Source organism: Pusillimonas sp. MFBS29, from assembly GCF_020687695.1.
GTDB lineage: Bacteria > Pseudomonadota > Gammaproteobacteria > Burkholderiales > Burkholderiaceae_B > Pusillimonas_C.
Genome location: NZ_JAJEWL010000002.1, coordinates 131657 through 150543 on the forward strand (window position 1 = coordinate 131657; position 18887 = coordinate 150543).

General features: G+C 57.3%; 20 protein-coding genes. 13 read left to right on the top strand and 7 right to left on the bottom strand.

Translation table 11 applies throughout. The annotated features are described in order from the left end of the window. Positions 1-69 precede the first annotated feature (69 nt). A complete protein-coding gene (locus LKR43_RS03240) occupies positions 70-834 on the top strand; it encodes a LamB/YcsF family protein (protein ID WP_227682413.1) in 765 nt (254 codons plus the stop codon). Positions 835-843: 9 nt separating this feature from the next. Here LKR43_RS03240 and LKR43_RS03245 read toward each other — a convergent pair whose 3' ends face one another. Then, positions 844-2001, bottom strand: coding sequence for a benzoate/H(+) symporter BenE family transporter (locus LKR43_RS03245; RefSeq protein WP_227682414.1), 1158 nt, complete (start codon positions 1999-2001; stop codon positions 844-846). A 128-nt stretch (positions 2002-2129) separates the two neighbouring features. Between LKR43_RS03245 and LKR43_RS03250 the strand changes: the two genes are divergently transcribed. From LKR43_RS03250 to LKR43_RS03280, 7 genes are all read left to right on the top strand, one after another. Continuing rightward, the gene (locus LKR43_RS03250; protein WP_227682415.1) at positions 2130-2597 is read left to right on the top strand and encodes an MgtC/SapB family protein; all 468 of its coding nucleotides are present in this window, start codon (positions 2130-2132) and stop codon (positions 2595-2597) included. A 111-nt stretch (positions 2598-2708) separates the two neighbouring features. Beyond that, positions 2709-4610, top strand: coding sequence for a potassium transporter Kup (locus tag LKR43_RS03255; RefSeq protein WP_227682416.1), 1902 nt, complete (start codon positions 2709-2711; stop codon positions 4608-4610). A 187-nt stretch (positions 4611-4797) separates the two neighbouring features. Beyond that, entirely contained in the window at positions 4798-5043 is a 246-nt protein-coding gene (locus tag LKR43_RS03260; RefSeq protein ID WP_227682417.1) for a hypothetical protein, read from the top strand. Between the two features lie 71 nt (positions 5044-5114). Further along, on the top strand, positions 5115-6023 hold the full coding sequence (locus LKR43_RS03265; RefSeq protein ID WP_227682418.1) for a LysR family transcriptional regulator: 909 nt from the start codon (positions 5115-5117) through the stop codon (positions 6021-6023). A gap of 173 nt (positions 6024-6196) precedes the next feature. Then, the gene (locus LKR43_RS03270) at positions 6197-7177 is read left to right on the top strand and encodes a tripartite tricarboxylate transporter substrate binding protein (RefSeq protein WP_227682419.1); all 981 of its coding nucleotides are present in this window, start codon (positions 6197-6199) and stop codon (positions 7175-7177) included. Positions 7178-7249: 72 nt separating this feature from the next. Beyond that, positions 7250-8281, top strand: coding sequence for an amidohydrolase family protein (locus LKR43_RS03275; RefSeq protein ID WP_227682420.1), 1032 nt, complete (start codon positions 7250-7252; stop codon positions 8279-8281). Between the two features lie 121 nt (positions 8282-8402). Beyond that, positions 8403-8723 (top strand): hypothetical protein, encoded by a 321-nt coding sequence (locus LKR43_RS03280; RefSeq protein ID WP_227682421.1) that lies wholly within the window; start codon positions 8403-8405, stop codon positions 8721-8723. A gap of 21 nt (positions 8724-8744) precedes the next feature. On the opposite strand, the gene LKR43_RS03285 is transcribed toward LKR43_RS03280, so the two are convergent. Then, the gene (locus LKR43_RS03285) at positions 8745-9896 is read right to left on the bottom strand and encodes an acyl-CoA dehydrogenase family protein (protein ID WP_227682422.1); all 1152 of its coding nucleotides are present in this window, start codon (positions 9894-9896) and stop codon (positions 8745-8747) included. Between the two features lie 196 nt (positions 9897-10092). Here LKR43_RS03285 and LKR43_RS03290 point away from each other — a divergent pair, with 196 nt between their 5' ends. From LKR43_RS03290 to LKR43_RS03300, 3 genes are all read left to right on the top strand, one after another. Next, positions 10093-11298 (top strand): MFS transporter, encoded by a 1206-nt coding sequence (locus LKR43_RS03290; RefSeq protein WP_227682423.1) that lies wholly within the window; start codon positions 10093-10095, stop codon positions 11296-11298. A 58-nt stretch (positions 11299-11356) separates the two neighbouring features. Next, complete coding sequence (locus LKR43_RS03295; protein ID WP_227682424.1) at positions 11357-12181, top strand: ferritin-like domain-containing protein; 825 nt, start codon at positions 11357-11359, stop codon at positions 12179-12181. A gap of 100 nt (positions 12182-12281) precedes the next feature. Continuing rightward, positions 12282-12737: a hemerythrin domain-containing protein gene (locus tag LKR43_RS03300; RefSeq protein ID WP_227682425.1), complete on the top strand. Its 456-nt coding sequence runs from the start codon at positions 12282-12284 to the stop codon at positions 12735-12737. 177 nt (positions 12738-12914) lie between these two features. Here LKR43_RS03300 and LKR43_RS03305 read toward each other — a convergent pair whose 3' ends face one another. Both LKR43_RS03305 and LKR43_RS03310 read right to left on the bottom strand, forming a co-directional pair. Beyond that, on the bottom strand, positions 12915-13904 hold the full coding sequence (locus LKR43_RS03305) for a tripartite tricarboxylate transporter substrate binding protein (RefSeq protein WP_227682426.1): 990 nt from the start codon (positions 13902-13904) through the stop codon (positions 12915-12917). Positions 13905-13951: 47 nt separating this feature from the next. Continuing rightward, a complete protein-coding gene (locus LKR43_RS03310; protein ID WP_227682427.1) occupies positions 13952-14572 on the bottom strand; it encodes an RraA family protein in 621 nt (206 codons plus the stop codon). 139 nt (positions 14573-14711) lie between these two features. Between LKR43_RS03310 and LKR43_RS03315 the strand changes: the two genes are divergently transcribed. Both LKR43_RS03315 and LKR43_RS03320 read left to right on the top strand, forming a co-directional pair. Then, positions 14712-15362 (top strand): GntR family transcriptional regulator, encoded by a 651-nt coding sequence (locus LKR43_RS03315; RefSeq protein ID WP_227682428.1) that lies wholly within the window; start codon positions 14712-14714, stop codon positions 15360-15362. A gap of 74 nt (positions 15363-15436) precedes the next feature. After that, on the top strand, positions 15437-15649 hold the full coding sequence (locus LKR43_RS03320; protein WP_227682429.1) for a hypothetical protein: 213 nt from the start codon (positions 15437-15439) through the stop codon (positions 15647-15649). 123 nt (positions 15650-15772) lie between these two features. Here LKR43_RS03320 and ppk2 read toward each other — a convergent pair whose 3' ends face one another. The 3 genes from ppk2 to LKR43_RS03335 form a co-directional block, all read right to left on the bottom strand. Further along, entirely contained in the window at positions 15773-16708 is a 936-nt protein-coding gene (gene ppk2 / locus LKR43_RS03325) for a polyphosphate kinase 2 (protein WP_227682430.1), read from the bottom strand. A 77-nt stretch (positions 16709-16785) separates the two neighbouring features. Beyond that, positions 16786-17904, bottom strand: coding sequence for a glycosyltransferase family 1 protein (locus LKR43_RS03330; RefSeq protein WP_227682431.1), 1119 nt, complete (start codon positions 17902-17904; stop codon positions 16786-16788). A 231-nt stretch (positions 17905-18135) separates the two neighbouring features. Next, on the bottom strand, positions 18136-18471 hold the full coding sequence (locus LKR43_RS03335) for a type II toxin-antitoxin system HicB family antitoxin (RefSeq protein ID WP_227682432.1): 336 nt from the start codon (positions 18469-18471) through the stop codon (positions 18136-18138). Between the last annotated feature and the right edge of the window lie 416 nt (positions 18472-18887).

Genomic DNA, 18887 nt, shown 5'->3' on the forward strand with positions numbered 1-18887 from the left:
GCGGGGCGTCTGCCCCGCAAGCCTGCCAGGCTATTCAATGCGGCTACGGCCGCACATCAGAGGCCCATCATGACGCTGGCTATCGATCTTAACTGTGACATGGGTGAAAGCTTTGGCGCCTGGCGTATGGGGCAGGACGACGCAATCCTGCCTTATGTCACCTCGGCCAATATCGCCTGCGGCTTTCATGCGGGTGACCCGACTGTCATGCGCAAGACAGTAGCCGCCGCCATCAAGCATGGCGTCGCTCTGGGCGCACATCCGGGTTTGCCTGACCTGGTCGGCTTTGGCCGCCGCAACATGGATATCAGTCCCGAGCATGCCTACGATATCGTCGTTGTACAGGTCGGTGCGCTGGCGGCTGTTGCTGCCAGTCAGGGTGGCAGACTGCATCACGTGAAGGCGCATGGCGCCTTGTACAACATGGCGGCAAAGAATGCGGCGCTGGCATCGGCCATCGCGCAGGCCGTTCACGATGTTGATGCCTCATTGATTTTGTATGGCCTGGCAGGCAGCGAGTTGATCCGTGCAGGTCATGCCATCGGCTTGAAAACAGGTCACGAGGTCTTCGCAGATCGAACTTACCAGGACGATGGTTCGCTGACCCCGCGCCGGCAACCCGATGCCATGATCGAAGATCCGCAGCAGTCCATACAACAGGTTCTGCGTATGGTGACAGAAGGCAAGATAGCGACCAGGCAGGGCAAAGACATTGCCGTTCAGGCCGATACCTTGTGTTTGCACGGTGACCAGCCCGGAGCCGTCACCTTTGCTCAGGCCATACGCAAGGCGCTGCAGGAAAACAATATCTCGGTTCGCAGGGTAGGCTGCTAGGACATCGGATCAGGCAATACGCCGGGCGAGCAGATGTACGGCCATGCCGAACGTCAGTCCCCAGAAAGCACTGCCTATGCCCATGATGCTCAAGCCGGATGCCGTACAAATAAAGGTAACCAACGCGGCCTCACGGCCGCGTTCTTCCGTCAGGGCGCCAGCCAGGCTGTTGGCGATCGTGCCCAGCAGCGCGAGTCCGGCAATGGCTGCAACCAGCTCGCCAGGAAAGGCCGCAAACAGGCTGACGACCGTGGCACCAAAAACACCCGTAAGCAGATAGAACACACCGGCCCAGATGGCTGCACCATAGCGCCTGGCAGGGTCCGGATCGGCGTCCTTGCTCATGCAAATGGCGGCGGTAATCGCCGCGAGATTGAACGAGAAACCGCCGAATGGGGCGAGCAACAGGCCGATGCCGCCGGTCCATCCGATAAGCGGTGATGCCGGCGTGTCATAGCCGTTGGCGCGCAGCACCGCCAGTCCGGGAACGTTTTGTGAGGTCATCGTAACGATGAACAGCGGGATCCCCACACCGATCAGGGCCGACACGGAAAACTCGGGCATCATGAGTGTCGGCTGCGCTGGCGTCCAGCTCAAGGCGTCAAGGTGCAGCAGCCCCAGCAAGCCTGCACTTGCGACGCCCACCGCCAGGGCCAGTGGCACGGTATAACGGGGCAACCAGATCCGGCCCAATAAAAAGGTCAGGAACATCAGCCCCACCATCAGCCATTGGGTTTGCATGGCGACGAACAGATCCATGCCGAACCGGATCAATATGCCAGCCAGCATGGCCGCCGCAATATGCCTGGGCATGTACTGCATGAGCCGCTGAAACCAGCCCGTGACGCCGCAAACCGTGATCAATAGCGAGGAAAGCAGGAATACGCCTATGGCCTGGCTCATGCTAAGACCCTGCAGGCTGGTGACCAGCAATGCGGCGCCCGGGGTAGACCATGCCGTCAGGATCGGGCTGCGATAGCGCCATGACAGACCGATGCAGCTTGCACCCATGCCTATGCCCAGCGCCCACATCCATGAATTCAACTCTGCAGGGCTTGCCCCTGCAGCCTGGGCGGCCTGAAAAATAATGGCCACCGAACTGGTATAGCCCACAAGAACGGCAATGAAGCCGGCGGAAATATGCGAAATTCTGAACCAGTTGCTCACGGATGTTCCCGCTGTTTGAATTATTGGCTTACAAGAAAGTGATGCTGCAAAGGGAGCTATCCTAGCACTGGCGACGCGAGGTGGCTATTTCCTGCTAAGCTTGTTTGCCTGGACTCCAGGAGTTATTCATGTCTGTACTGGCAGAGGTTTGGCAAACCGTTGTGGTCGAGTTCTCCGACATGGCAGATCTGCGCGATGCAACCGTCATTGTGTTGCGCCTGCTTGTCGCGGTTGCACTGGGTGCGGTCATTGGTTACGAACGAGAGCTGCAAGGGAAGGCTGCAGGGTTGCGCACACACATGATGGTCTCGCTGGGTTGCGCCATGTTCGTGCTGGTGCCGGTCACGTCTGGCATGGAGGCTCCCGAGGTAAGCCGTGTCATGCAAGGCATAATTTCGGGAATAGGCTTTCTGGGCGCGGGTGCCATTCTCAAGCATGGCAATGTGCAGGAAGTAAAAGGCCTGACCACTGCTGCCAGCATCTGGGTTGCGGCGGCGGTTGGCGTGGCGGCGGGCTACGGGCGAGAGGCAACCGCTGTTGTCAGCACGGTTATCGCTCTTTTTGTGCTGTCGGTGGTTGCCCGTCTGGAAAAATAAACAACCTTAGGCAGGCTTTTCAGGAAATTTTAAGCTGCTATTTGCTGCGCTGCATCAATCGGCGGATAATTATCGACTTCGGCTGTCAGCCACTATCTATCCAGAAATTGCATGAGCAGACTCAATAGCGAACCGTCCGCCCATTCCGACCCATTGCGGCCCGGGGCAGCCATGATGCTCGGTGCCTTGGGGGTGGTCTTCGGAGACATCGGAACCAGTCCGCTGTATGCCATCAAGGTGTCGCTGTCCGGCTTCGCACAACTGGATCAGCATCATATATTCGGTGTGCTATCGCTGATCTTCTGGCTCCTGACGATCGTGGTTTCCATCAAGTATGTGGCATGCATCATGCGCGCCGACAACCAGGGCGAGGGCGGTGTGCTTGCGCTCATGGAGCTTGCGAAGGCCGGGCTGCAGGGTAAAAAGAAATGGGTATACACGACTTTCGGGCTGATTGGCGCATCGCTGTTCTACGGCGATAGTGTCATTACGCCGGCCATATCGGTGATGTCGGCGATCGAGGGGATAGGCGTTGTTTCTGATACGCTCGAAAGCTGGGTGGTGCCCCTGGCCTTGATCATTCTGGCAGGCCTTTTTGCCATTCAGTCCTATGGCACGGGTGCCATGGGCAAGCTCTTCGGACCGGTCATGCTGGTCTGGTTCCTGACGATAGGTGTGCTGGGCTTGTGGCGCACCATACAGACGCCTCTGGTCCTACAGGCCCTGAACCCCGTCTGGGCGCTGCAGTTCGTGTCCGAAGCGCCCTGGGAGGTGTTCCTGCTGCTGGGGGCCATCGTGCTGGCTGTTACGGGTGCCGAAACCCTCTATGTCGACATGGGGCACTTCGGCCGCAAAGCCATTCGCCGCGTATGGTTTGGCTTGGTGATGCCTTGCCTGGTCTTCGCCTACTTTGGGCAAGGGGCGCTGCTGCTGCGCGATCCGGGCGCCATCAAGAATCCCTTTTTCCTGCTGGCTCCAGGCTACCTGCTGCTACCGCTGGTCGTGCTTGCCGCCGCGGCGGCCATCATTGCCTCGCAGGCAGTCATCTCCGGAGCCTTCTCGCTCACTCGCCAGGCAGTCCAGCTGGGATATTGGCCCCGCATGCAGATCGAGCATACCTCGGCCAGCACCGAGGGGCAGATTTACCTGCCGCGGGTGAATTCCCTGCTTTTTATCGCCGTGATGTTGCTGGTGGTGGGATTTGGTTCGGCAGATCGCCTGGCCCACGCCTATGGCTTTGCGGTGACAGGCACCATGCTGATGACCACCTTGCTGGCGTTCCGCGTGTTGCCCCAGCAGTCCTCAGGGCTTTCGCGCTGGGTGTGGCTGGTCAGTCTGACCTTATTCTTGCTGATAGACATCCTGCTGTTTTCGTCGAATACCTTGAAGGTGTTCGACGGAGGCTGGCTACCCCTGGGCATAGGTCTGGCTATCTTCACTTTGATGGTGACCTGGAATCTGGGGCGTGAAAAGTTGCACCAGGCCCTGTTTGACGAGCAGAATTCCCTGACCGAATTCATGCGCAACCTGGAAGACTATCCGCCGGTACGGGTGCCAGGTACGGCCGTGTTCATGAGCATGCTTTACGGTACCGTTCCACCGGCGCTGCTGCATAACCTCAAGCACAATAAAGTGTTGCATGAGCAAGTGCTGTTCGTGACGGTGCAGACTGCGCGGGTTCCTTACGTGCCGTTTCACGAGCGCTATGAAATCGAACGGCTCAATCATTCGAGCTGGCAAGTCAAGGCCACCTGGGGCTTCAAGCAAGAGCCCAATGTGCCCCAGATGCTTGAGCAACTGGCCCAGGACATGCCAGAAATCAATCTCGAGCCTTTGCAGGTTTCATTCTTTATGTCGCGCCAGACGGTTCTCGTGGTGCGCAAGCTGCCGTTGGTTGCACGCCTTCAGCGCCGAATTTTCGCATTCATGGCCCGTAACGCCACGCGCAGCACCAGGTTCTATAAAATCCCGCCCAATCGTGTCGTGGAAATGGGCATGCAGCAGGAGATATAGGGGCAATAATCGGCGGCATGGCGCTGGTGCTGCACCTGCTTGAATTCAGGCTGCCATGAACCGGCCCACGCTGGTGCCACAGTCATTGACTTTGCATCAAGATGATACCGCTGGCGCTGGAACAGCCGGCAATCAGTGTGAATCTGCTATAAGAATGGCTGTTGTCTGTTTCCGGAGCCGGTGAAAAATGTCAGTGCGAAGATTGAGCCTGAGTGGTGTGGCATTGTGCGCAATCACGCTGGTGTCAGGATGTTCCATGTTTGGTTTCGGTGATGACGAGGGAGCTGACGCCCGCGTCAGCAGCGAATGCCAGCGCAGTCGCAGCAGCTGCATGTATGAAGGCCGCTACGAGCCCAACGAAAAGGAATATGCCGAACAGGAGGCCAAGCGCCTGAACAAGGCCTCCGCAGCCAAGCTGCGCCGCGGCTGGTAGCAGGGATGGCGATATCTTGCGAACTGGTTTATAAGGTATAGCGAATAAATTCCTGCAGGAACAGCTACCTTATGGATCTTCGGCAGCTCGAGTGTTTCATCTATGTTGCCGAACTCGGCAGCTTCACCCAGGCCGCCACGGTGCTGGGAGTAGGGCAGCCGGCGCTCAGCCGGCAGGTGCGCCGTCTCGAGGTCGAGCTCAGGCAAACTCTTTTCTACCGCAATGGTCGGGGGGTGAGCCTCACCGAGTCTGGAAAACGGCTGCTGGCGCACGGGCGGACCATACAAATGCAGTTCGAGCATGCGCGTCAGGACGTCGAGGACTCACGCGGGAGTCCGCTAGGGCGAGTCACCATAGGTTTTCCGTACGCGGTTGGGCGGGCGCTTTGCGCGCCGTTCGTGAAGGCATTCCGCCTGCGTTATCCCAAGGCAAACCTGTGCATCACCGAAGGCCTGACCATCCATCTTTACGAATGGCTGCTTTCGGGCCGGATTGATATCGCCCTGCTGCATGATCCGGTGCCGTCCGCCAGCCTGGACATCAAGCCCTTGCGTGAAGATGAGCTTTTGCTGCTTGGGCGCAGGGAGCCCTGGCAGGCGGCGATTGCTAACCCCATTCCCATGCGAAACATTGCCGAACTGCCCTTGATCATGCCGAGTCGCCCGCATTCCCTGCGCATGATGGTCGAAACTAGGCTGGCCAATATGGGGCTCAAACCCAATATTGCGCTCGAGGTCGATTCGGTCGCATCTATCGTTAAGCTGGTTTCCGAAGGCGAGGGTTATGCCATTGCGACACGGCACGCTGTTGCTGTAAGCGATGCGCGTGATCACCTTCAGAGCAGCCGCATCATCGCGCCACACATGAACAGCGTCCTGGCGCTGGCGACGTCGGCCGAACGCCCACTGACTACATTGGTCATCCGGACCAGCGAGCTGTTCCAGGAAGTTTTGCCGGATTTTGCGCAACGCGACGCCTGAATCCCGTTATTTCCCAGCTATGCATTTTGGGAATAGTAGCTAGGCTCTCCTATGGTTTCCTCGCGAAAGCGACAGAGGCTAGTATCCCTCTGTTGCTGCTTGCCGTCGTCTTGTCCATGCATGATTCGGCAAATCTCAGCACCATCCATAAGAACGTGAAGGAGACCATTATCATGAATCTGAAATTGACCCATGCCTTTGGCGCGCTTGCCTTGGGATCGCTGGCCGCTTTAGGGATGGCTGCGCCGGCCGGAGCAGCCTATCCCGACAGGCCTGTTACGCTCGTTGTTCCGTTTCCCCCTGGTGGCGCGGTCGACACCTTGGGCCGACTTTTTGCCGATAGTATCAACAGCCAGACAGGCCAGCCCGTGGTGGTGGAAAATCGTGCGGGCGCCAATGGCAATATAGGAACAGAGGCTGTCGTCAAGGCAGCGCCCGACGGCTACACTTTGTTGATCGGTGCCAATGGCATGGCCACCAATCCGACCATCTACCCCAATCGCTCCTTCAATGAAGTCAAGGATCTCAAGACCGTCGCCTATGTGGGCTATGCGCCGCTGATACTGGTCACGGCCTATGATTCTCCGTACAAGAGCTTTGAAGATCTGCTCAAGGCCGCCCAGGCCAAGCCCGATGCGGTGTCATTTGCCACCTCCGGCAGTGGCAGCGCACCTCATCTTGCGTCTGAGCTGCTCAAGCTCACGACCAAGAGCGAGATGCTGCACGTACCGTATAAAGGCGGCTCGCCCGCCAAGCTCGACCTGGTGACTGGCCGTGTTTCATTCATGTTTCTGAACCCGCTCGAGGCTGTGCCTCAGGTCAACGCCAAGAAGCTGCGGGCACTGATGATCGATAGTCCGGGGCGCATCACCCAGCTGCCCGATGTGCCAACTTCCAAAGAGCTGGGGTATTCCGACCTTGAGGCCAAGGTGTGGTGGGGCTTCATGGTTCCGGCCGGGACACCGGACGACATCGTGACGAAAGTCAATGGCTATATCAATACGGCTTTGCAGGATCCCAAGGTTCAGGACAAGCTCAAGCAGATGGCAGTGGTTATCGGCGGTGGCTCGGTGGCCGAGTTCGACAAGTACTATCATGAGCAGGTCGAAAAATGGGCCAGGGTTGTGAAAGAGGCTGGCTTGAGCACGCAGTAGGGCGCGTCAGGCAGCCAGGCAAGCCGGCATGCATGCCGGCTTTGTTCAACGTTTTATAAAAATGGGTTACGCATGATTATCGACTGTCATGGTCACTATACGACGGCGCCAAAGGCGCTTGGTGAGTTTCGCGCTTGGCAGCTGGATATGCTGCAATCGGCTGCAGGGGGGAGCGTCGACCCGGGAGTCGTGATCAGCGATGACGAGATCCGGGAATCGCTTGAAGATAATCAGATACGAATCCAGCAGGAGCGCGGCGTCGACCTGACGTTGTTTTCGCCACGCGCGGGAGGCATGGCCCATCATGTTGGCGGCGCCGACACAAGTGCGGTCTGGACACGTCATTGCAATGACCTCATATATCGTGCGGTAGAGCTGTACCCCGACAGGCTGGCGGGCGTGTGTCAATTGCCTCAATCACCGGGAGTAAGCCCCGCCAACTGCATACCCGAGTTGGTACGTTGCGTCCAGGAGCTTGGTTTCGTGGGGTGCAATATCAATCCTGACCCCACCGACGGATACTGGACCGACCCACCTTTGACGGATCGGTATTGGTATCCTTTATACGAGAAAATGGTCGAGCTGGATGTACCCGCCATGGTCCATACAAGTTGCTCCTGCAACCCCAACTTCCATTTCACGGGGGCTCACTACCTGAATGGAGATACGACCGCCTTCATGCAGTTCCTCGAGTCTGATCTTTTTCGCGATTTTCCCACACTGAAGTTCATCATTCCTCATGGGGGTGGGGCGGTGCCGTATCACTGGGGACGCTATCGGGGTCTGGCCCAGAACATGGGCCGACCGCCGCTCGAGACCCTGATGCAGAATGTGTTTTTCGACACCTGTGTCTATCATCAACCTGGCATAGAGCTGCTGCTGACTGTTGTCCCGCCCGAAAACGTCCTGTTTGCCTCCGAGATCATTGGGGCCGTCAAAGGTGTGGATCCCCAGACGGGTTTCCACTACGACGACACCAAACGGTATATTGATGCGGTCGACTGGCTGGAGCCTGGCGTTCGGAAACAAATTATGGGAGACAATGCATTGCGTGTCTTCAGCCGCCTTAGTACCCGATTGCAGGCACAGGGACGCCGGCCTTAGAGGCAAACTTGTACCCAGTGCTTCCGTCGACAGGTGCGCGGCCGTCATGGTTTACCTTGAGGGATTTTGGCAGCTGATGGGCTTAGAATCAGTTGCATCGCCCTTGCGGCATGGAGACAGCATGAAAATAAAGAAAACGGAGCAATCCTCGGAAGGAAAATTGGGCGAGTTGCGGGCACGGCTCCCGGGTGTACCAGAGCTGCAAATCGACGAGCGCGGAAAATTGACCGCTCAGGTTACCGCCTGGGTTCCCGATAACCAGGGCAATGCCGAGCAGCTTCAGGTTATCCTGACCGATGGTGATATAGAACGTCTTCTGGCCAGCCTGGCCAATCCAAAGACACCAGAGCACGCTACTGTGGTGGGCAAGCTTATGGGTGAAAACCTCAGAAGCCTGCTCAGACTGAGCGCCCTTGGGGCAGGAACGACCATCTCCGATTAACGCTGCTGCCTGCGTGGCGATTCATTCCGCCTCGCGTATCATGTTGCGCGCTATAACAATCTGCTGGATCTGAGTGGTTCCTTCGTAGATGCGGAACAGCCGCACATCACGATAGAAGCGCTCGATGCCGTATTCGCTCATGTAGCCGGCGCCACCAAAAATCTGTACTGCGCGATCGGCAACACGTCCGCACATCTCGGAGGCAAACAGCTTGGCGCACGAGGCTTCGGTGCTGACCGGCAGATTGTCGTCGCGGCGGCGCGCCGCGTCCAGGACCATGCTGCGTGCCGCGTAGATTTCCGTCTTGCAGTCGGCCAGCATGGCCTGAACCAGCTGAAAATCGGCGATGCGCTGCCCGAATTGCTTGCGCTGCATGGCGTATGCGAGCGCGTCGGCCAGCATACGCTCGGCCACGGCAACACAAACGGCTGCGATATGGATACGGCCTTTGTCCAGCACTTTCATGGCCGTCTTGAAACCCTGACCTTCCTTGCCACCGATCAGATTGGCGGCAGGAACGCGACAGTTGTCAAAGATCACATCGCAGGTATGGGCGCCTTTCTGGCCCATTTTGCTGTCGCGCTTGCCGAAGCTTATCCCCGGTGTATTGGCATCAACAATAAATGCCGAGATGCCGCCGGCCCCTTTGATTTCCGGATTGGTGCGTGCCATCAGGGTAAAGATGCCTGCGTGCGGGGCGTTCGTGATGAAGCGTTTGGTGCCGTTGACCACGTAGTGGTCGCTGTCGAGAATAGCGGTGGTGCGCAGGGATGCTGCGTCGGAGCCGGCTTCGGGCTCGGTTAGCGCGAACGAGGCAATCAGCTCGCCGGTTGCAAGGCGAGGCAGGTATTCTTCCTGCTGCGCCGGCGTGCCGTCGAACAAGATGCCTTGCGAGCCGATACCGACGGTCGTACCCAGCAGTGAGCGAAAGACTGGTGAGGCCCGGCAAAGCTCGAATACGGTGAGCACCTCTTCTTCCATGGTCAGTTCCAGCCCGCCAAATCGCTCCGGAATAGTCAGACCGAATAGGCCCATGTTTTTCATGTCTGTGACGATATCTTCGGGAATTTCGTCTGTTTCGGCCACCAGCTCTTCGTTGGGAACAAGGCGCTCTCGCACGAAGCGTGCAACGGTGTCAAGCAGGCCGTTAAGGGTTTCTTGGTCTCGGATCATGGCGCTATCTGTAGTAAGAAAATTAGGTAATACTATTGGTCAACATTATCGCCTATCGACGCAACCAGTTCCGGCGCACTGCGATCGTGAGGGCCAGCTATTACATTTTCTTAACTTGTTATAAGGGTTAACCCGTAATAGAATACTTGATCCCTCCCGCCCCATCCTTTGGTCAGCCGCATAAAAAATTACTCAAATGAAATTGAAAGGATCGCCCTATCTGTGGGTGAGTTTTGCCATGATAGTGGGTGTGATGAGCATTGCGCTCATCAGTCCCCTGTACGCTCTTTACAAAGAGGCATGGCAGCTGCAGGCCAGCGATATTTCGTTTGTGTACGTGATTTATATGGTGGGCGCATTGTGTGGCTTGCTGTTTTTTGGAAGCCTGCCCGACCGCGTGGGGTTTCGTCCCATGATGCAATGCGGCGTCGTGCTGGCCTTGCTTGGCACCATCATCAGCATGATTGCATGGGACATGACCACCCTGAGCATAGGCCGGTTCGTTGTCGGGCTGGCGTCCAGCATGCTGACCACGAGCGCTACGCTAGGTCTGGCCAAGGTATCGCCTTCCGGAAATATGCAACGTGTCGCGATGATGACGGGCTTTCTGATGGCTTTCGGCTTTGGTCTGGGCCCGCTGGTGGGGGGCATCATCGGACAATGGGCGCCCGCTCCGCTGGTGGTGACGTATATTCCGACGCTGGTGCTGGGTACGCTGGGCCTGATGGCCCTGATGCGCCTGAAGCTGCCCAAGGGAGCCATGCCAACCGAAATAGCACGCCTGAACTGGCGTGATGCCTTGCCCAGGCTGACCTGGCCACAGGCCAATGCCTCGTGGGCCTTCGTGCTGACTTGTTGCCTGCCTTTTCTGGCGTTTGGTGGCTTCGGGCTGTACGCGTCCATGGCGCCCTTGTTCCTTGATCAGCTGGTGCCCTGGCATGGGCCGGTAGTCAGTGGCACGGCGATTGCGTTGATATTGTTCGCCTCGGCTGCCGTCCAGGTACTGGCCGGCCGCATGCCCACGCATTGGTGTGGTACCACAGGTTTTATAAGCCTTGCCTTGAGCAATGTGTTCCTGGTGGCCAACCTGTCGTCCAGCTCGGCCATTTTGTTCGGGATGGGTGTCCTGCTTACCGCAATCGGCCACGGCGCCTGCATGCTGGCCGGCATGAGCATGGTCAATCGCCTTGCGACAGCCGGCACGCGGTCAGGGTTGTTGGCGACTTATCTGGTGATCGGCTATATCGGCAGCATGATGCCCATGATGGGCATGGGCTGGATCGCCGACCATTGGAGCATGGATGTTGCTATTCGTGCGTTTGCCGCCATGGTCATCTCGGTGGGTGTGCCGGCGGCCATACTCTTTTACAGGCACCCGCGGATGCGGCCGTTGGCTGCGTAGCCGTATTTTGCCGCGGTGCCGGCACGGCAACATCGCGGAAATGAATTACAGTCTGTCTATGGATGATATTTACCTTACAGACTCTCAGGCGGAATTGCGCCGTGCGGCCCTTGACGCACTGGCGCTTGGTAACGCCCACGAAAAATGCGCAGCTGTCTGGGCAATGCGTGAGATCACCGGCATAAATGTTGATGCAGCCCTGGAAGCACAGGCCGATCTTCCAGGCCGGCCAGCGCTTCCCGAGCTGGTGGCGCCTGCCGCGGTGCCACGCCGGGCCATGTCGTCGGTACAAGGGCGCGCCGCGTTACTGCACGCACTTGCTCATATTGAATTCAATGCCATTAATCTCGCGCTCGATATTCTTTGGCGTTTTCCTGGTTTGCCCGAGGCGTTTTACCGTGACTGGAGCAAGGTGGCGGTAGAAGAGGCCACACACTTTGACCTGCTTGCGCGTCGACTGCAGGAACTGGGATATGTCTATGGCGACTTTCCAGCCCATAATGGCTTGTGGGAAATGGCCGAGAAGACACGCGACGACTTGCTGGCAAGGCTCGCGCTGGTGCCTCGTACCCTGGAAGCGCGCGGCCTGGACGTATCGCCTGCCATACGGCATCGTCTTGCGCAGGCGGGCGATCACGACAGTGCGGCCATACTGGACATCATTCTGCGTGACGAAGTGGGTCATGTGGCTATCGGAAATCATTGGTACAAGTGGCTGTGCACCAGGCAACAGCGTGATTTCGTGGAAGCCTATGAAACCTTGTCCAGGCTATACCAGGCACCGCGGCCGCGTGGCCCCTTCAACCTGGACGCCAGACGGGCGGCGGGCTTCGACGACACCGAGCTCGAAGCATTGCAACAGATGGCGCAGCTGGCCGACTGACCCAGGCACGTTACATGCTTATCTCTGTTTGCCCGGGCTGCAATGCGTTACCATGTATTGACCAGGTGTCTTGCATTGCCGCCCGCAACAGGAGGAATCCATGAGAACAATTTACGATGCATTGCGTGAAAGCCACGAGATTCAAAGGTCTCTTTGCAGGCGTCTTCTGCTTGCGAAGCCAGAGACTGGAAAGCGGGAAATCATCCTGAACGAGCTTCATATCGAGCTGGCTGCACATGCTGCATCGGAAGAAAGATTCCTGTATGCGCCTATTCTTATGGACGACATGGGCCTGGATCCCTCCCGGCATGCGTTGGCCGAGCATCACGAAATTGACGAGTGCATCGAGGAACTGACGAACGCGTCTTACGAAGGTGGCAGCTGGCTGGCAACGGCTAAAGAGCTCTCACGCATCGTCCGCCATCATCTCAAGGAAGAAGAGACAAAATTTTTCCAGATCTCGGGAAAGATCCTGACCGATGTGCAGAAGACAAAACTGGCAGGTCGATACGACAAAGACTATCAGCGCATGAAAAAGGTGCTGTCAGCCAAGTAGCCTGTTGAGCGCTGATCGGCCAGGGAACCCCAAGAGGGCGTATCTATTACGTTTTCGTGACATGCCCGCAGGTTTTCCGCAGGGTTATTCACAGGATCGGTGGATAAGTTTATCCGGGACCGTGCCGGAGCCGCGTGGCAAACGGGATAGCCTGCAGCGGCTCCGGACTGTTGCTTGCTATTCCATTTTGGCGCCAGACATTTTGATCAGGTCGCCGTAGCGCGTGAGTTCACTGTTCATGAAGTTTGCGAACGAAGCGGCATCCTCAGGCGGTGGCACTTGTGCACCCATGTTCTCGAGGTGCTGCTTGACTTCAGGCGACTGCACAACCGCATTGATTTCCTTGTTCAGATACGTAACGATCTGATCTGGCGTGCCGGCGGGGGCGACAATGCCGTACCAGGCAAACGCAATCATGTCGGGCAGCCCCAGCTCGCCAAATGTCGGCACATCAGGCAGGGCGGCAGTACGCTCTTCTGAGGCCACGGCCAGTGCGCGCAAAGATCCTGCCTTGACCTGGTTTACCGAACCCGTGTCGATCATGAAATCGAGCTGCTCGCCACCCATGAGTGCCGAGGCGGCCGGGCCACTGCCTTTGAAGGGGATGTGCACGATGTCGGTGCCAGTCAGGTGCTTGAGCAAGGATGCCGCCAGGTGCTGGGAGGAGCCCGTACCTGCAGAGCCGTAATTGAGCTCACCCGGATGCGCTGCGGCGTAGTCTATGAGCTCTTTGTAGCTCTTGAACTTTGAGTCTTTCGGGACTTCAAGCACGTTCGGAATCTTTGCCACGAATGCGATCGGCGCAAAATCGTTGGCCGGATCGAATCCCAGTTGTTTGTAAAGATGAGGGTTGGCAGCATTTGTCGAGCTTGTGGCAACCAGGAGCGTATAGCCGTCGGGTTTCTGGCGTACAAATGAAGTTGTACCGATATTGCCGCCCGCGCCAGCCTGGTTTTCGACGACCACGGTTTGGCCGATACGCTCTGTCAGCCCCTTGGCTATCATGCGCCCCAGCACGTCGGTTGCGCCGCCCGGTGACCAGGGTACGACCAGTTTGATTGGCTTGGAAGGATAAGTTTCTTCTGCGGCAACAGCCGTTGTGCCGAATGCGCCGGCAACAGCGCTTGCCAGGAGAGTTGTGAGTAATGTGCGTCGAGTCAGATGCATAAGGCCATTGCCTCCGGTATGTGGTCTTCAGGATTAGGAAATAAAATTCAAACCAGCTGGTTTTTCAACGCTTCGTCGATCCAGGCGTCGTTGTATGCGCCTTTGGCAATACCAGCCAATACGGCAGCTTCAGCCTCCATCTTCTTGCGTGATGCGGCTGCAACGGTTTCGGCCTGGCTGGTAGGAATAAACACGACGCCGTCGCCATCGCCGGCAACGATGTCACCCGGGTTCACCACGCAGCCGCCTATGGATACAGGTACGTTCAGTTCGCCAGGACCGTTCTTGTATGGCCCCCTGTGGGTGACTGCCCTGGCATAGCATGGAAATCCTTCTTGCCTGATCGTGCTGCAATCGCGTATGGCGCCATCTACCACCAGTCCGGCCAGGCCACGCATTCTGGCAACGCTCATCATGATTTCACCGAGCAGGGCGCGATCAACGTCGCCGGCTCCGTCGATAACCAGGACATCGCCCGGTTGTGCTTTGCGCAGGGCGTCGTGGATATACAGGTTGTCTCCCGCGCGAACCCTGACTGTATAGGCTGTGCCCAACATAGGTGCATCGCCATGGTAGCCCGTCAGGGCACTTGAGCCGGCTATTCTGCGCATGCAGTCGCTGATGATGGAGGTGGGAATGTCTGTAAACAAACTGACAAGTGGATGCATAATGAATTTATTAAATTGACGTAAATGTTGATTGTATTGAATGATAAAAACTAATAAATTGTCCGACAATTAGGGATAACATTAGGATAATGTCATAGGTTTCCATATATACTTGTTACATTGATTTGATTTTCTTCCTATGAAATCCAAGCGTTCAGCAGTGGCTCTGGCCATCCGAAAGCAGATTCTGTCAGGCCAGTGGCGCGCCGGCTCCCGGTTGCCTGAGCGCATGCTGTGCGAGTTCACCGGCGCCGGGCGCCAGTCGGTGCGAGAGGCACTGCAGATCCTGCTCCGCGACGGCTATGTCACCAATGAACCCAATCGAGGGTTCAGGGTGGCCAGTCTGGATGCGGCAGAGGCGGCCGATATTTATCAGGTGCGCTCCGTGCTCGAGGGCCTGGCCGCTCAAAATTTCATTAATCTGGCAAGCGAGGCAGAGCGTGCCGCGCTCGAGGCGGCGCTCGGCACACTCGAGAACGCTATAAATCGTGAAGACATCGAGGCGCAGTTACAGGCAGTTGAGCTGTTTTATGATGTTCTGCTTTCCGCTTGCTACAACAAAATTCTTAAAAGTACGCTGGAAAATCTCCACGGCAAGATTTCGCGCTTGCGTGCCGTCTCGATATTGGGACCAGGCCGCATGCGCCAGGCCATCAAAGAGATGCGTCGTATCGGCGACGCCATCAAGGACAGCAACGAGCAGGAAGCCTTTCAGGCCTGCGTCGATCACATGCGCAATACCTCGGCTGTCGCCATGCGGATAATCGGCACTTTGAACCATACGGACTAGCAATATCAGGCACGCTGCTTGCTGCAGGCTGTGCGCAGGCGCGCAACTGCGCCTCTTAACCTTATAGGTGCATCATGAGCAAGCAGAAAGACCCTGGACCGCCCCGGAAGAAGGATGATGTTTCGACTGAAAAGCCCGTCGCACGCCCCAATATCTCGACGGCAGACGACGTAAATGTTGACGAGGACAATGCAGTCAAAAGTCCGAAAGAGAGCCTGACGGCGACCGAACCGGAGGAGGGTGCCACCACGCCCGACGATGATCAGGACTCAGCCACTGAGCGCTGATCGGCCAGGGAACCCCAAGAGGGCGTGACTATTGCGTTTTCATGACATGCCCGCAGGTTTTCCGCAGGGTTATTCACAGGATCGGTGGATAAGTTTGTCCGGCGCATCTCAGAACCATTGCGGTCAATAGAAAGTCGGGACGTACATCTGCTCTGGCACGGGGTGGCGAAAGTAGTCGGGATTGTATTCCCGCTCGGGCAGGATGATCTCGGGGGTCTGTATGTCTTCGTAGGGAATCTGCGTGAGCAGATGCCGTATACAGTTCAGACGCGCCCGTTTTTTATCCACTCCATCCACTATCCACCAACGGGCTTCGGGCATATGGGTGCGCTCGAGCATGATCTCTTTGGCCTTGGTGTAGTTTTCCCAGCGGCGCCGGGATTCGAGATCCATAGGGCTGAGCTTCCACTGCTTTAAAGGATCACGGATGCGCATCATGAAGCGGGTATGTTGTTCTTCGTCGGTGATCGAGAACCAGTACTTCACCAGAATGATGCCGGAGCGCACCAGCATTTTCTCGAAATCCGGCACTGACCGAAAAAATTCTTCGTACTCGTCGTCATTGCAAAAGCCCATTACTTTTTCAACACCGGCCCGGTTGTACCAGCTGCGATCGAACAGAACTATCTCGCCTCCCGCTGGCAGATGCGATACGTAGCGCTGGAAGTACCATTGAGTCCGTTCACGCTCGCTGGGGGCCGGCAATGCCGCCACACGGCAGATACGTGGATTCAGCCGCTGGGTGATGCGTTTGATCGCGCCCCCTTTGCCGGCCGCATCCCGGCCTTCGAACAGGACGACGACTTTGAGTTTTTGAGCCTGCACCCAGTCCTGAAGCTTGACGAGCTCACGCTGTAGCCGGAATAGCTCGCGAAAATAGAAGCGTCGATCAAGCTGGCCTTCCGATACCGGGCCTTGTGGTGGTACCTCAAGCAGCAGCTCGTCTAGTCTATCGTCGTCCAGTTCCATCTCCAGCTCTTCATCAAAGCTGTCGAGCCAATCTGCTTCGGCGCGCTGCGCCGGTGACAATGAGGACGATGATGAAAGAGAGTTGGTCATATCTTTTTGCATCCGGGAAATGGGAATACCATGAGTGTGCTACAACTTGTTGGAAAATATGATGACAATGGGCTTGTTCAGCCATGTTCGTACAGCGGCGCGGCTGCCGAGTCGCCGGCAAGCTCATGATAGTGGCTTGCCAGGCCATTAATGATCTGTGGCCACCCGAAATGGCGCTCGACATGCCGGCGTGCGTGGCGACCCATGGCTGCCGGGTCGTTCAGAAAGAGCCCCTGCGTGGCGCGTGCCATGTCTTCCGGGTCCCGCGGGTGGCAGAGTATGCCAGCCCCCAATGGCACATATTCTTTCAAAGCACCGGCCCGGGCCGCCACCACCGGCAGGCCGCAGGCCATGGCTTCCTGGGCCACCAGACCAAAAGTTTCGCGGGTGCCGGCATGCAGCATGGCATCGGCACTGGCCATGGCCACGGCAATTTCATCCGGCGGGCAGTAGCGAGGCACGACGCTGACATTGCCGGGTACCCGTGCAGGCATGCCTGGCCCCATCAGCAACAGATGATAGCGGGAGCCCAGGTGCCGCATGACCTCAAGCAACACGTCGATGTTCTTCTCCGGCGAGTGGCGTCCGGCGAACACCAGCAGCCGGGTTTGAGCATCGAGCCCCAGCCGCTCACGCAGCAGTGGGTCACTGCGACTTGGGTGGAAGCGCTCCAGGTCCACGCCCAAAGGCTGGACCCTGAGCCGTGTGACGCCCCATTCGGCCAGGCTCTCGGCCATGGCGCTGCAAGGAGCCAGGACACTGTCAAACTGGCTATAAAGTGATCCCACATAGCGCTGCAGGCGCCGGCGCACGGCCGCGCCGAAGCGGTCTCCCATCAGTCGCGGCAGGTCGGAATGAAAGAATCCTACCGTGGGCACACCGAGCCTCTGGCCTGCCTCCAGTGCGGCCCAGGCGGTGACATAGGGGTCACCCGCTTCGATCAGGTCGGGGGTCATTGCCATCAGGGCATTACGCCAGGGGCGGCGGCGCAAGGGGAATCGATAGCTGCTGCCGAATGGTAGCCGGAAGGCTGGCAGTGTGTGCACGCCGCTTAGCGAGCCGGCTTCGGCGCCAGGTACCAGCAGGCTGCTGCGCACGCCCGGGTAGCGGGCAAGGATTTCATGCTTGGCTTGCAGATAGGTGCGAACGCCCCCGCTGGCGGGGGCGTGAAACATAGTGATGTCGACCAGATGCACATGGCCTCCTGAAATGGAACATGCTTTTCAGGTTAGAGCGCAAACACGACAGTTCTGCGACAGCGCAGGTAAAGATTGGTAAGTTATTCCCCACAAGCGGCGTATGTTGTCTGCGATGCATACGATCATTCCCAATGTTCCAGGAGCGCAACGAGGCCGGAAGAGCATTTTCCCTGCAGTGTATCTGAACAGGAGAGACGAATGTATGGTGTGGTTTGATCTTAATTGTCTTTAAGCGTGTGCAGCTTCTTTGATTGCGCCAGCAACCCACTGATTCAAGCTTTCCCCACTGGCAGCTGCAGCTGTAGCTGCTGCTTGATGAATTTCGGGGGCGACGCGTAGGACGAACTTGCCCGAAAAGCTCTTGCGCGGCTCTATACCCCGCTTGGCACACTCATCCAGGAAGGCATTAAGCGAAAGCTCACCTTCACGATGCAACCCGGCTACATCAGCGGCGTAGAAGTCTGCGCCGCCGTTCAGGCCAACAAACTCGCCTCGGAACATTTCAATGTCCGGGTCGTAGGTAATAACGGCCTGCTGGCCGCCGATAGTCATAATGTTTTTCATGGTTTCACTCCGTTTTCCTCAAGCCACCGCCGAATGGAGGCTACCGCTCCCTTATCCATATCGGGAGAGGGGTGGGGGGCGGTGCATTACTTTGATCTGGTCGAAAAGGAACACAGCCACACGCGAGCCCTCACGCTCCGTAATTTCAGCGCCAAGTTCGATAAATAACGCTACCGCATCATTCCATTTAACTCCGGCAGACGTTGGTCTGGAGAAGATCAGCTCTAGCGTTTTTCGGTGTTTGGCCTTCATGTGGATACGATACTAAATAATAGTATCAAATAAAAGGGTTTCAGCTAAGGACGATTCCTTCGAGTCGCTATTTTTATGGGCTGGTATGATTCGCTGTATTAATTTGATACAGGGGTGGCCTGCTGCTGATGTTGAGGCCCGCTTTGCCGCCCGCCGCGCAGCGG